The sequence below is a fragment of the 'Nostoc azollae' 0708 genome (genome assembly GCF_000196515.1).
GTDB lineage: Bacteria > Cyanobacteriota > Cyanobacteriia > Cyanobacteriales > Nostocaceae > Trichormus_B > Trichormus_B azollae.
The window spans coordinates 2086809-2101413 of record NC_014248.1 but is presented as its reverse complement, the minus strand read 5'-3'; the positions used below and the strand labels follow the sequence as shown (position 1 = coordinate 2101413).

The window sequence follows — 14605 nt, the reverse complement described above, 5'->3', positions numbered from 1 at the left end:
TATAGAAATCATATTTAATTTTTGAAGAAGACCAAGAGATAATACTGAGAAACTGTCTTATCTAATAGCTAACAATCAGCAACCAGGAGCTACAATCTAAAATTGCAGAACTACAAGGATTTATAGATGAGCGTCCAGATGCAAGGGAAGTAAGAAAAGCATTGGCAGTGAAGCTGGTTTATCAAAGCTACAAGTATGAGGAAATTCAAACAATTTTAGATATTTCAGTTGGTTCAATAACAACATGGAAACAAGCCTATGAGAAAGATGGAATTCTAGGACTGCGCCTGAAAAACAAAGGGAGGAAAAGCCACTTGAATACTCAACAAAGAGAAGAAGTACTGGCTTGGTTACAAACGAAGGAATGTTGGGAGCTTGGCGAACTTGAGTATAAATTGGCTTTTGAATATGATGTACTTTATGAATTAAAAGGTAGTTATTACGACTTGTTTGATGCGGCAGGAATTAGTTGGAAGAAAACATCTTCAGGAAATCCAAAAGCTAATGAAGAAGCAGTTGCCGCAAAAAAAAAGAGATGTCATCATTGTTGGCGAGCTGCCGAGAAGATATAGAAGCTGGGCCATTGAGAGTTTTGCTATTAGATGAGTGTCATTTACTTTGGGGAGATAGCATTGGATATGTTTGGGGTAGAACTGACCAAGAAATAAGCATTCCAATTAGTAAGGAACGAGATAAACAAACTTATTATGGAGCAGTTGACTATTTAGGTAAAAATTTATTGTTGAAAACCTATGATACAGCTAACTCAAAAAATACTATTGATTATCTCAGCTATTTACTAGAAGAGTCACCTAACCAACAATTACTTATTTTCTGGGATGGAGCTAGTTATCATCGTTCAAAAGAAATTCAAAATTTTTTAGCATCTATTAACCAAGGTTTACCTTTAGAGCAATGGAAAATTTATTGCGTTCGCTTTGCTCCTAACTGTCCCCTCAAAACCCCATAGAAGATGTTTGGTTGCAAGGGAAAACTTGGCTGCGACGTTTTTGTGCTTTAATCCCAACATTTTCTCATCTTAAGTGGATGTTTGAGTGGTTCATTAAAAACACTACCTTTGATTTTCCATCTCTCCAGATGTACGGAGCATTTTCATGAATAAAATACTAGTCCTATAGATATAGAATTATGCCTGTATGATTTTTACTTTTCCCAGGGTAACAGACGGGGCAGAATATGGTCTAGGAGTTACGCATTGACAAAAAACCCACCCATGAGTATTAAGCAGCACCAGCATTCGCAAGATTTTCCACAATGTAGTCACGCACAACTAAAGTAAATAAGTTCCTTTGCAATTCATACCAATTAGAGCCCACCTTCCGCACCCTAACTGTCACAGGTAGTAGTACACCAGAACTAGAGCTACTGCAAGGAAGAAAAGGCTTAATGAGAACAGTATCATTAAAATGGGAATAGAGTGAGAGAATAAAGTTTTGTAAAGAAGATAAAAGAAAAGAAAATCTAATAATTTAAAAATTAAATTAGAACAGAAGAAGAAATGATTGAATCACAACAGGAGTTGTGGATAATTCTGTTGTGAAATCAAAGCTTCAAAAAATGGAAATTCAAAACCTAGACAATTTAGGCATAGTAGCAGAAATAATAGACGCCATAGGAGTAGTAGAAATAATCCTTGAAATTGGAGAGAAACTAAGTCTAGGTCATGTAGTAAAACCCATGATAATCAACGGGTTAGGATTTGTATAGAAACCGTTATATATGTTTCCCCAGTATTTTTAAAAAATCCCCTGTGACCATCTAATAGGAGCAGGAGTAACACCAGAATATCTCAAGGACGATAAACTGGGGAGAGTCATGGATAAACTATTTATAAAAGGATTGGATAGGATATTTTTTATTGTCGCCTTAAAAGCAGCCCAAAAATTTGGAGTATCCCTATGAGCAGGGCATCTAGACTCATCATAAATGCAGATACATGGGCAATATAATACCAGCTTACCAGAAGTAATATTTGAGAATCAAAAAGTAGGAAATAATCAAGAAATAGAAGAATTACCAGTAAAATCACCAAAACAAATAACTATCACCTACGGTTATTCTGGTGACCATAGACCGGAGTTAAAACAGTTCATCATAATAGAAATGATATATTCAGGAGATGGAGACATACCAATATATATTTTTAAAACTAGCATCGGGACACCAAGCAGATTCATCATGCTTTGGTAAAATACCAGTAGAGTACCAACAACAATTAAAAGTTAATAGTCTCATAGTAGCAGACTGGGCCTTATATACAGAATAAAATCTAAAAATGATGTCAGATTTAAGCTGGTTATATCCAGTGCCATTAAGCGTAGAATCAGCACAATCATTAATATCAACATTAGCAGAACCAGAATTTGTTGATAGTAACTTACCCGGATATAAACTAGTGTCAAGAACAGTAAATTATGCAGGAATAGGACAAAGATGGTTAGTAGTGCAAAGTCAAGAAAGAAGAGAATCAGACCTGGGTAAACTCTCACAAAAAATTACCAAGGCACAATCAAAAGCTGTGCAAGATTCGAAAAAGTTATCAGCAGAAAAATTTGCTTGTGAAGGTGATGCTATCAAGGGGTTATCTAAACTATTCAAACAATTCAAATATCACCAAATTAACCAGAGTAAAGTTACTCAGATAAAATCTAAGAAAAAAGATAGTTCAGGAAAGATATCCTCTGAAATATCAGCTATAGTCTCCCAGAATGAAAGTAAAATTAATACAAAATTTCTGAGGGTAGGGCCTTTTATTTTTGCTACAAACCTTTTGGATTCCAATGAACTTACCTATGACTCCATCTTGAGTGAATATAAAGCTCAACAGTCTTGCGAGAGAGGGTTTGCTTTTCTCAAAGACCCATTATTTTTGCAGACAGTATTTTCCTAAAAAGTTCAGAGAGAATAGATTCCCTGGGAATGATTATGGGTTTATATCTGCTTGTTTATACTTTAGGGAAACGACAAATTAGAACAGCTGTGAGAGAGTCTAAATCAAGAGTAAAAAATCAATTGGGTAAACCAACTGACCACCCCACTTTACGCTGGATTTTTCCATGCTTTCAGTCTATTCATTTAGTTACACTTAACCAAGAAAAACACGTCTCTCACTAGACTCAAGAGAGAGATTTCATTGTGGATCTTTTACCAGAGCATTGTTTTCCCTACTATCAATTGGCTACCTAATTTTTCTCTCTATTAATTTAATTTCTATCATAAAATAACCTAATATCTTTGATTTATAGCTCTATTTTACTATGTCCATAATTTCTTTTTGTACTTCAATCTATTGGTCTAAGTCATGATTTATCTCTTGAATATCTTCATTTATCTGTTGACTCCTCTGGGCGGTATTCTTTCTTATTGCTCCTTATTGAGAATAGCTTTTGATGGTATTTTTGGTGCTTTACTGTTTCTCCAATGCCTTTTTTCACTGCATATGTTTCTTTTTATGCTCCCTTGGATTTTTTCTCTCCGTAATTCCTCTCTGTGGCACTTTAGGGTGAGGAATGTGGGTTCGAGATTATGTTTTCAGAGCGCATTTTTTTGAAACGAAAAAATGCTTGAAGTGAACAAAATATCTGTATTTCAATTCCTTGGCTATCTCTAACCATAAATCGACAAATTCCACATACTTGTTTGATGGCTCTATGAAAACTTTCGATCCCCCAATGAGTGTCATCAATTGTCACAAATTCACTTTTGGTGATTTGATTGAGAGCTTCTTGATCTGGTAGATACACTATATAGTCTCTAGAGTCTTCTTTTTTGAAGTCTTGCCTAAACAGTTTGATCAATCCAAATGCTCTCAAATGAGTTATCAAACCTTCATCGAGGATTTCTAAACTCCTTAATAGACAATACTTTTTCAGTTTATTTGATACTGTTCTATTTTTCTAAATCCCAAACAGAGAACCTAATTTCTGGTTTTTTAAGAATTTTCAGCTTTCTACCCCTGAATAGCAACTGTCTCCTGTAACTATTCTTGGTTTTACACCCCAGTCAATCACTTCCTTGAGCATTTCCTGAAAATAATCGCTCTTCATCTTTCCCTCCTTTTTGCCGTATATTCTGTAATTGATTCGTACTGAATTTCCATACACATCACTGTAGTAAAGTGTGATTAAATTTATTCCTTCGGTGCTGTTATGATATTTCCCAGACCAAAAACAACTGATTAATTCTGCATTTTTTGGGTCACGATACAATTTTCATACTACTGTGTCATCTACACTTGCAATCCCTCCTACTATATTTATGATTTTCTTTACTGTATCGAATAAATCTTTCGGTTCCTATGTCTCTCTGAGTAATAATCTATTCACACTGTCATATGAAACATTTTCTAATAGACCTATCTTTAAAAGAAATCTTGTGGGAGAATAAACAGAAGAAATGTAACTGTGTATATCAATAATGACAAGTCTCTTAGAGAGTATAGAATTATACCTCCCAGGAATTAAAAAGATTAATTTGGATTAAGTATGAAGATTTTATCACATGAGTAGTATTAGCAGAGAAAACGCATCTAGAGAAACAAGCAGAAATTGAAAAAAGAAAAATTAGGTTAATAGTGTCTGGAGGAGGACGTAAAGCAGAAATTATCCCAAAGGAGGGAGTATGTCTATACCTAGTAGACCTGAGACAGAAGCCAACATTTGAAATTCTAGGATTATTATTTGATATATGGAGGACAAAAGCAAATAACACATTTAATTATTGGGTATAGATCCTGAGGGAAATCTTACCTGTCTCCCAAATAGAAGAGGCAAAAAGAGATGAGTGAAAGTATCAAGAATTATGGAAATGACTGATTGAGTATAAATTGATAATGGATAGTGCAGAACAAGCTATAGAAAGACCAGGTGACTATCAAGAGCGCAAGGAAATATTATTCAGGCAAGAATAAAATACATACTCTAAAAAATCAATTTACAGCATTGCTAGGAGTTGAAGATATAGTTTATATTTATATTGGACAATTAGGTCGTATAAGTGATATTACACTATTTATAAATGATCGCCATAACCTACATAACAAATAAAGATTTTTGGGAGACAAGGGTTATATAGGAGAAGAATCTATTACCACACCTTACCTTGTAACAATCCCAAAAAAGCTGAAGCCTTCAGAGATTTAAAAGGAAGAAAATAAGAAAATATCTTCAATAAGAATTGGTGCTAAACATCTCATATGTAGAGTCAAAATTTCTCGAGTAGCCAGTGATAGATTTCGTTTAGCTGGACATGGTTATAATCTGGTGATAATGGCAGTATGTGGGTTAGTTAGGTTAGATCTAGATTACTCATTTATACTAAGTCATGATATTTGAATTATCAGCCTTTAGATTATCTTTTTTAGAAAGCTCTGTTTCTCAAAACTTTTAATAATTTTGATATTTTCATCCCCAAACCCTTATTTTTGCCTTCAGCCATAACTGGTATTTCATCCCAGTTAGAGTTCGTGTAACGCTCTCACAGTAGGCTTTTTATCTTTTGTGGACGAGTCTAATATCTCTGCCAATCTACAACATCCCCCATCCTTTGGTTCTGATAGCAACAACAGAGTGTAATGTTCCAGATTGGATTCTACTGTAGAAGGTTTGGTTATTTCTCTAATTCTCCGATACCTGCTAAGTAGATGAAATTTTTTACCACCACACTATTTTGCTACTTTGTCAATGCGTAAGTCCTATGGAAATAGTGCAACAGTATATTGGTTAAAAGTTAAGGAAAAGGGGAAATTATTAAGGGTGGTATTTGCAGTACTTAAAAAGCGTGAGCAACTTATTATAAGAAAGTAATTGAGCTTAATGGTTTGGGCCCAAGTTTGGGATGTTAAAGGTAGTTTGCAATTGACACCGGGAAAGGCGGAAGATGCCTTATCATCTTGGCAGTAAGGGGAACAATTACAAGATGTGCGATCGCAATCTTTTGTGTTAGGTAATTTAGCACACCTGTATGAATTAACTCAACAATGGTCTATTGCCCAAAATCTGACTGATAAAGCCTTGAACTTGTCCCAGTCTATTCAAGCAGAAGATATCGCCTATCTTTGGCAGTGGCAAATGGGACGTATTTTCCGTCAAGGTGACACTTGTTGCTCGCAAAAGCCAAACCTTAACAGTGCTATTACTGTTTAGATAGAACCTTTTAATACACAACTAATCACCCGGGTGATTTTGGTTGCTACCAATGCAGATGTACAGTTTTCCTTCCGTGAAAGTGCTGAACCTCTATATCGCCGTTTGGTAGATTTGTTGTTGCAATCTCCATCTGCCACAAAGGGAAATCTCAAACAAGCTGGTCAAGTTTTCGAAGCTTTACAAGTAAATTGCAAAACTTTTTACAACAAGCCTGTGAAGATAGCAAATTATAATTAGACGAAGTAACTAATTGATACTAAAAACAAAGTAATTGGTACCGAAGACAAAACAGTCGCAGTTATTTATTCAAATATTTTGAGCGCTCGCAAGTTTGTGGGATCTAGACAACGAAGCCAGCGTTACGTTCAATAAAGAATTTTATCAGCATTTAGGACAACCTAATATTAACAGAGCCGAATCGCTACGTCTGACACAGTTAGCTTTGCTTAAGAATGTCAACTATAATCATCCCTTTTACTGGTATTATTATACTCTTGTATGTAGTTGGCTTTGATGGGAATGATTTTGAGCAAGGTTTCGCGCAAAAACGCAAAGAATGTGAATGTGTATCAGTCATAAATACCCTGATAGCTTGTAAACATCTTGTACCCCGGTAACACTAAAGCTATTCCTGCGTGACAGTGAATTTTACCTGGATATATATATAAGGTTGATCATCAGGAACAGCACCACCAATACGAATATGTATTTTTGGTAGCTATAAATACAATCCAGGAATTAGTCAATCCATGATGTAAGCAATTTCTCTCATGGCTGTATTTTCATCAAGAGAGTTTTTAACAATAAATATTCTTCTCATCTCCCTCATCTCCCCCTATCCTCAATCAACAATCCCCACACCCCGAAGATTTTGAGCAATACTGGTACAAGTAAGGAAGGTTTACAGAACATTACAAAAATGACGATTCAACCTACAAATACAGCTTTATTAGATTGGACTGGTGATACTTTAGCAGTTGGCTTATTTGAAGACGCAGTAGACTTAACAGGGGATTTGGCAATTTTAAATGATAACTTGGGCGGCCTGTTAAAAGAACTGATTGCTGAAGAAGAATTTACAGGTAAAGCTAATAGCACTATAGTTGCACGGGTAGGTGCTGGTCATCCAGTGCGGAAGGTAATTTTAGTTGGTTTAGGTAAACCTGACGCGCTGAAATTAGAAACTTTACGCTGTCTTGCGGCTACAGTAGCGCGGACTGCTAAAAAGCAAAAAACCAAAACTCTAGCCATCAGTTTACCTGTTTGGAACAATGACCAAGCAGCTACAGGCCAAGCTATTGCAGAAGGTACACAACTGGCACTTTACCAAGACATTCGTTTCAAATCAGAACCGGAAGATAAAAATCCCCCCATCGAAACTATTGATTTACTCGGGTTAGGGGGACAAGAAGCAGCTATTACCCGTGCAGAACAAATTGTTTCTGGTGTGATTTTGGCTAGGCAGTTAGTAGCAGCCCCAGCAAATGCTGTTACACCCATTACCATGGCAGAAACTGCCAAAGCCATAGCTAAAGATCACGGTTTACATCTGGAAATTCTGGAACAAGAAGAATGTGAAAAACTAGGCATGGGTGCATTTTTAGGAGTTGCCCAAGCTTCTGATTTACCACCTAAGTTTATTCACCTGATTTACAAACCAGCTACCACACCCAAGCGCAAACTCGCCATTATTGGTAAAGGTTTAACCTTTGACTCCGGTGGTTTGAATATTAAAGGTGCTGGTAGCGGCATTGAAACCATGAAAATTGACATGGGTGGTGCTGCTGCTACTCTTGGTGCAGCTAAAGCCATTGGTCAGCTAAAACCAGATGTGGAAGTTCACTTTATCTCAGCCGTTACGGAAAACATGATTAGCGGTCGCGCTATGCGCCCAGGAGATATCCTCACCGCTTCCAATGGTAAAACAATCGAAGTCAACAACACCGATGCTGAAGGCCGTTTAACCTTGGCTGATGCCTTGGTATATGCCGATAAATTGGGAGTAGATGCGATCGTTGATTTAGCTACTCTTACAGGTGCTTGTGTAGTTGCCTTGGGTGACGATATCGCCGGTTTATTTACACCTGATGATGCTGTAGCTTCCCAACTGCAAACCGCCTCAGAATCAGCAGGTGAGAAACTTTGGCGGCTACCAATGGAAGAGAAATATTTTGAAGGGCTGAAATCGGGTATTGCTGACATGAAAAATACTGGACCCCGTTATGGTGGTTCTATTACTGCGGCTTTATTCCTCAAACAGTTTGTTAAGGATACTCCTTGGGCACACTTAGACATTGCAGGTCCAGTTTGGGCTGATAAGGAAAATTGCTATAACGGTGCAGGTGCAACCGGTTTTGGTGTCAGAACCTTGGTTAATTGGGTACTGAGTTAATTTTCCTCTTTTTCTCCCCATGTTCTCCATGGGAATTAGGACTTATGCAAGAAGTGTCATAATCAAATCTCTTGTTTGTTGAGTGCGTCAGATGTCGGAAATCTGTTAATATTAAGGAATTTAGTCTGACGCACCCTACTAATATGCCAGTTCCGTAAATCCTGGGAATTAATTATAGTAGGTTCTACTTTGGGTGGTACCAGAGACAGAACCTTTTTTGATGGTATTTCTAGCGTTTGACAGATAAAGTTGCGGCAAAGCTTACCTTAGACTATCCTCCCCATGGGATACTATCCTTCAGCGGATATCGACATATATATGAGTCCTTACATAGCCGCAGAAAGAAATCAAGTTTCTTCTGCTTTTTTTGTAATTTTGAATTTTTAAGTATTGCAATCTGATAAAATTTGTAAGGTTTCTATAAGCTCTGAGCAATGGGATCGACTGGTGTAAGGATCGCAATTGACGTAATGGGGGGAGATCATGCACCCACTGAAATCGTCGCTGGCGCAATGCGGGCGAGGGAAGAATTGGGTGTAAAAATCTTATTGGTTGGTGATCCCCAACAAATTGAGGCTGTAATGCCGCCAAAAATAAATATGGCGGAATTGGAGATTGTTCCTGCGGAGGATACCATCACCATGGATGAAGAGCCTTTAAATGCAGTTAGAAAAAAACGTAAAGCTTCCATCAACGTAGCGATGGATTTAGTTAAAAAGCAACAGGCAGATGCTGTATTCTCTGCCGGTCACTCTGGTGCAGCAATGGCATCAGCATTACTCCGGCTGGGAAGATTACCAGGAATTGACCGCCCAGCTATCGGGACAGTATTCCCTACAATCAAAGCAGGACAACCCGTATTAATACTTGATGTCGGTGCTAATGTAGATTGTCGTCCTAAATTTTTAGAGCAGTTTGCTGTCATGGGGTCAATTTATAGCCAGTATGTTTTGGGAATGCCTGAACCCAAAATAGGATTATTAAATATCGGTGAAGAAGACACCAAAGGTAATGAAACAGCCTTTCGCGCACATCAATTATTAAGGGATAATACCCAAATTAACTTTATTGGTAACGCGGAAGGCCGTGATGTATTATCAGGTGAATTCGATGTGATTGTCTGTGATGGCTTCGTAGGTAATGTTTTATTAAAATTTGCTGAAGCGGTCGGAGGAGTAATTCTGCAAATTCTGCGGGAAGAACTGCCCCAAGGGCTTCGTGGTCAAATCGGGACAGCAATTTTAAAACCCAACCTCAAGCGTGTTAAACAGCGTATGGATCACGCAGAACATGGTGGTGCTTTACTATTAGGTGTAAATGGAATTTGTTTTATTGGTCATGGTAGTTCCCAAGCACCTTCTATTTTTAGTGCTATTCGCACGGCCAAGGAAGCTGTAGACAATCAGGTATTGCACAGACTACAGTCACAATATCAAATCCTACAGAGCGAAAGCGATTAGTTTTCTCTACGAGAAACTAGGCTAACAGCTATGTCACTTGTCATTAGTCATCGGTCATTATTGGTACTTAATTATTGGTTATTTCTGCGGTACAAAAGACAACTGACAAAAGACAACTGACAACTGACAACTGACAACTGGGGAGATTAGGAGTGCAGAATTTATTGAAAAATGGTATAGCAATTACAGGAAGTGGCTCGGCAGTACCCTCCACTTCCTTAGAGAACGAGGTTTTAACTCAACTGGTTGAAACTTCAGATGAGTGGATAACCACAAGAACAGGAATTCGTCAACGGCAGTTAGCATTACCGCCTGAATCATTGACTATACTAGCGACAGATGCTAGTAAACAGGCTATTACCGCAGCTGGAATTACAGCAGCAGATATTGATTTAATTTTGCTGGCAACCTCTACCCCTGATGACCTATTTGGTAGTGCTTGTCGCATTCAAGCAGAATTAGACGCAACGAAAGCAGTCGCCTTTGATTTAACAGCAGCTTGTTCTGGTTTCTTATTTGGACTAGTTACAGCAGCCCAATTCATCAGAACTGGTGTTTATCAAAATGTACTGCTGATAGGAGCAGATATCCTCTCTCGGTGGGTAGATTGGCAAGATCGCCGCACTTGTGTATTGTTCGGTGATGGAGCAGGGGCGGTAATTCTACAAGCAAATAATAGCGATCGCTTATTAGGATTTTCCCTCAAAAGTGATGGTACTCAGAATCACCATCTTAACCTTGCCTATGAAGGTACAACCCAACAGGTAACACCAGATATTCACGTACCTAGAGGCACTTATCACCCCATCAGCATGAACGGCAAAGAAGTTTACCGCTTTGCCGTCCAAAAAGTACCAGAAGTTATAGACAAAGCTTTATTTGAAGCTCATCTTACCGTAGATAGAATAGATTGGCTAATCTTACATCAAGCAAATCAGCGCATTATTAATGCTGTAGCTGATCGCTTAAATATTCCTGATCATAAAGTTATCAGCAACGTTGCCCATTATGGAAATACTTCCGCTGCTTCTATTCCCCTAGCATTAGATGAAGCAGTAAGGCAAGGAAAAATCAAACCTAACGACATCATTGCTACCTCTGGCTTTGGTGCTGGACTCAGTTGGGGTGCAGCAATTTTTCAATGGGCAAGATAGGGATTGGGGACTGGGAACTGGGAACTGGGAGATGGAGAAGTAATTTTCCTAATACCCAATGACAAATAACTATTGACAAATGACTAAAACTGCATGGGTGTTTCCCGGACAAGGTTCGCAAGCCTTGGGTATGGGAACGGATTTATTAGAAATACCATCTGCCAAAAGAAGATTTGACCAAGCTGAGGCAATTTTGGGCTGGTCTGTGAGTGAAATTTGTCAGAATGACGAAGAACGACTATCACGCACACTCTACACACAGCCATGTTTATATGTGATAGAAAGTATTCTCGCTGATTTATTACGGGAACGGGGAAAAGAACCAAATTTGGTCGCCGGTCACAGTTTAGGAGAATACATTGCTCTTTATGTTGCTGGCGTTTTTGACTGGTCAACTGGCTTACAATTAGTCAAACGCCGGGCAGAAATTATGGATAATGCTGCTGGAGGTATGATGGCAGCTTTACTCAATTTTGACAGAGAACAATTAGAAAAAGTTATTTCCGAAACGACTGATGTAGTCTTGGCAAATGATAACAGTCCGGCACAAGTTGTTATTTCTGGGACTCCTGACGCTGTACAAGCTGTAATGTCCCAAGTGAAAGCTAAACGTGCTGTTCCTTTGAAAGTTTCTGGTGCATTTCATTCACATTTAATGACAGCAGCATCAGAGGAATTTCAAACAATTTTAGATGTAACAGTTTTTCAAACAGCAATTGTTCCCGTTGCCTCAAATGTAGACCCAGTTCCCGCAACTGATGCAGATATTTTAAAGCAGCGTTTAACTAAACAAATGACTGGTTCAGTCCGATGGCGAGAAATTGCTTTGGAATTCCCAGAAAATGGGATTGAAAAAGCAGTAGAAATAGGACCTGGTAACATTTTAACTGCTTTGATTAAGCGTACTGTTAACAGCGTAGGATTAAAGAATATTCGTAATACTGGGGAGTTACCACATTAGGTAAAATCAATTCACAATATAATATCTGTAAGAGCAATTTCTTTTTTTGATGCATCCTACACATTGGATACTTTTTATTTGGAAGTCCTGTATTGGGACTTAAAGGTTTAAGTCCCACTTTTTTCGAAAATGAAAAACTCTCTAATGACGTAGACCAGAATACAAACTTATTCAACAGTTATTTAACTTGACCAAATTCGTGTTCTACGTCTGCCATGTTGTCATATTCTCGCTCTGGCATCTCTTGCAGAATTTCAATTATCTCCTGATTTGCATTGTTGTCCCTGGCATGGTTGACCAGTTTCTGTTTATTAGCAGGAAAATCTATGCCACTGAGACTTCTGGAAATATCAATCGCTGATACTGCCATAACTTACCTCTTCATAAATTATTTATTGGTTATTTAACATCTAGGCTATTGATATTCACTCCCTAAAATTCTCTAGCTAGGGATGTATCTTCTGATCCAGAAGTGTTGAATATTTAGCATATCTGTGAGGGGAGGGAATAGGAAATAAGGAATAGGAAAATAGTTATTACCAGTAATTAGGCGGACTTGATATTATTTTGGATGTATTTTATTTCAAATAAATTTGTGCAATTTACTTACAATAAAACAGTGCTATCACCACTGAATAGCCTATTCACAGCCTAAATTCTCCTCTGTGGGGTGACTAACCCGGATTTCTCACAAGCAGTAAAAAATAAATTTACATGACCTGATGTGAGACTAAATTTTGATACATCATCAATCAAAACTGAATCGCAGAGATAAATTAAATATAAAATCGCATTTATAAAGCTAAAAAAGTCACTATCTTTTTATTGGTAGTAAAATCAAAATGCTCTGTTCATAAAATTAAGCATGACAAAACAAGACTTGAATCAACCCAAGGGCGAACTATGATTACTTAGAAATAAGTAAAAGGCAATTTAACTTCAAATTAAGCAGTATTAGTGAGCATTATTAAGCGTCTATGAGCAGTAGCAAAGATATGTCTGTATGGGCAAGAACTAGTAATCGCAATTAAAATGGGACGTGTACTTACAGTAATCAAAGCTCCTAACTTCAATAATTTGGTACGAATAGTCCCAACAGTAGCATTTTGTAATTCGGTTTTAGCTAAACATTTTTGACCCAAGGCATTGAGCAAAACCTAAGCTATAGAAGAGAACCATAAACCTAATTGATTTACCGTAAATGTATGGTTGCTTGTTCTATCACTAAAAAGTTCTAATTGTTGTTCTTTAAAACGATTTTCCATCTCCCCTCGCTGACAATATTTTTGTCTATATAGTTGACTAGGAGGTACTTTCTTAGTAGAAAGTGAAGTTACAACAAAACGAACATTAGTCCCTTTTACTCCATATTCAACTTTAAAAACAACACGACGACTACGGCTCCAAGATTCACGAGCTTTATAGTCTAAAGATTTATAGCAAATTGAGTTATTAATCAAGTCACCAGCAAATTCTGCAAGTTCTTCATCTGGTTTAAACATAGTTTCTAAGAATGAAACTACTGTTGATAGTTTTTACTCAAACTCAAGGGATACTCTACTTTGAGTCTTTCTAGTCATCCCAATTAAACGACTATTTTGCGCCAATCCAAAAACATAATCCACACCCATTTGGGATTCACACCATGTCATGATATCGTCTCTAGAATAAGCACTATCTCCACCTACTAAGATCTCAACATTCTTCCATTGTTGACCTATTTATTTAATCACTCCTTGTAGTTCTGATAATGTCCCAAATGCTGGGTCTACGTTTGAAGGGTGAAGTTTGGCTGCTAATAGATGTTTTCCACAGAAAACATAAAGTGGACCATAGCATTATCCCCCATCATAAGTATTGAAGAGAACTTGCTCCTGATAGCCGTGTACTAAGTCATCAGTTACATCTAAATCCAAAACAATTTATCTTGTTTCTTTGGCGTAAGATTCTAGAAATATTTTGACAAGTAAGCTTTCAATTTCTGATGGAGAATGCCAGATTTCATGGTACCCGCTGTCTGCTCCTTGTTCCACATCTTCAGGACAATGTTCCAGGGGATTTAATGTACTCTTTCCTGCCAATGTTGCAGGTTCATTCTCTACTCCAATCCTTTTTGCTAATGCTATAGCAAACATCTGGTCATGACGTAATTATTCGTGGTCATTCAAGTCTTCATACCCCATGACCAACCCGTATATTCTTTGTTTAATTAAGCTCTCTATTGAATGGTCAATCCGATTTGGCTTTCGCTAATCTTGGAAACATTGTGCAAACTGTGATGTGATTTGCAATTTTCTGTCTATTTCAGCAATTAAGCTGAATCCTGCATCTGCTCTTACTTGTCCACCCTGGAAATTGACTATGACTGGCAGCCATTTTCGTTGCTCAAATTTCAACTGTTTTGGTATACAATCTGTTGAAGATGGGGTCATGGTTTACAACTGCTGAAATGCTTGCTATATATACATCCT

The 14605-nt window shown here is 37.6% G+C and carries 10 protein-coding genes and 4 pseudogenes; 11 read left to right on the top strand and 3 right to left on the bottom strand.

What is annotated here, in order from left to right; genetic code table 11:
* The first annotated feature begins 101 nt into the window (after positions 1-101).
* The 3 genes and pseudogenes from AAZO_RS32750 to AAZO_RS43590 all read left to right on the top strand — a co-directional run bounded on the left by AAZO_RS32750 (position 102) and on the right by AAZO_RS43590 (position 3571).
* Positions 102-1119: pseudogene (locus AAZO_RS32750) on the top strand (IS630 family transposase).
* Positions 1120-1578: 459 nt separating this feature from the next.
* Positions 1579-3207: pseudogene (locus AAZO_RS43595) on the top strand (IS1634 family transposase).
* Positions 3208-3322: 115 nt separating this feature from the next.
* Positions 3323-3571, top strand: coding sequence for a hypothetical protein (locus tag AAZO_RS43590; protein WP_013191101.1), 249 nt, complete (start codon positions 3323-3325; stop codon positions 3569-3571).
* Here the strand turns inward: AAZO_RS43590 and AAZO_RS09570 are convergent.
* Positions 3537-4373, bottom strand: a pseudogene (locus AAZO_RS09570) (IS701 family transposase); the annotation flags it as partial. The gene AAZO_RS43590 and the pseudogene AAZO_RS09570 sit on opposite strands and share 35 nt — an antisense overlap.
* Before the next feature lie 221 nt (positions 4374-4594).
* On the opposite strand from AAZO_RS09570, the gene AAZO_RS43585 reads away from it, so the two are divergent.
* The 8 genes from AAZO_RS43585 to fabD all read left to right on the top strand — a co-directional run bounded on the left by AAZO_RS43585 (position 4595) and on the right by fabD (position 12134).
* On the top strand, positions 4595-4750 hold the full coding sequence (locus tag AAZO_RS43585; RefSeq protein WP_187289634.1) for a transposase family protein: 156 nt from the start codon (positions 4595-4597) through the stop codon (positions 4748-4750).
* Positions 4751-5939: 1189 nt separating this feature from the next.
* Positions 5940-6164 (top strand): hypothetical protein, encoded by a 225-nt coding sequence (locus AAZO_RS09555; RefSeq protein ID WP_144031270.1) that lies wholly within the window; start codon positions 5940-5942, stop codon positions 6162-6164.
* A 33-nt stretch (positions 6165-6197) separates the two neighbouring features.
* A complete protein-coding gene (locus tag AAZO_RS09550; protein WP_041639789.1) occupies positions 6198-6404 on the top strand; it encodes a hypothetical protein in 207 nt (68 codons plus the stop codon).
* Positions 6405-6498: 94 nt separating this feature from the next.
* A complete protein-coding gene (locus tag AAZO_RS43580) occupies positions 6499-6681 on the top strand; it encodes a CHAT domain-containing protein (protein ID WP_081462743.1) in 183 nt (60 codons plus the stop codon).
* A 405-nt stretch (positions 6682-7086) separates the two neighbouring features.
* Positions 7087-8559, top strand: coding sequence for a leucyl aminopeptidase (locus tag AAZO_RS09545; RefSeq protein WP_013191100.1), 1473 nt, complete (start codon positions 7087-7089; stop codon positions 8557-8559).
* Positions 8560-8993: 434 nt separating this feature from the next.
* Entirely contained in the window at positions 8994-10019 is a 1026-nt protein-coding gene (plsX, locus tag AAZO_RS09540) for a phosphate acyltransferase PlsX (RefSeq protein ID WP_013191099.1), read from the top strand.
* A 152-nt stretch (positions 10020-10171) separates the two neighbouring features.
* Entirely contained in the window at positions 10172-11173 is a 1002-nt protein-coding gene (locus AAZO_RS09535; protein ID WP_013191098.1) for a beta-ketoacyl-ACP synthase III, read from the top strand.
* 79 nt (positions 11174-11252) lie between these two features.
* On the top strand, positions 11253-12134 hold the full coding sequence (gene fabD / locus AAZO_RS09530) for an ACP S-malonyltransferase (protein WP_013191097.1): 882 nt from the start codon (positions 11253-11255) through the stop codon (positions 12132-12134).
* Between the two features lie 178 nt (positions 12135-12312).
* Here the strand turns inward: fabD and AAZO_RS09525 are convergent, their stop codons facing one another.
* Together AAZO_RS09525 and AAZO_RS43575 are read right to left on the bottom strand one after the other, a co-directional pair.
* The gene (locus AAZO_RS09525) at positions 12313-12504 is read right to left on the bottom strand and encodes a DUF2795 domain-containing protein (RefSeq protein WP_013191096.1); all 192 of its coding nucleotides are present in this window, start codon (positions 12502-12504) and stop codon (positions 12313-12315) included.
* A 574-nt stretch (positions 12505-13078) separates the two neighbouring features.
* A pseudogene (locus tag AAZO_RS43575) lies at positions 13079-14566 on the bottom strand (IS1380 family transposase).
* Positions 14567-14605: the final 39 nt, after the last annotated feature.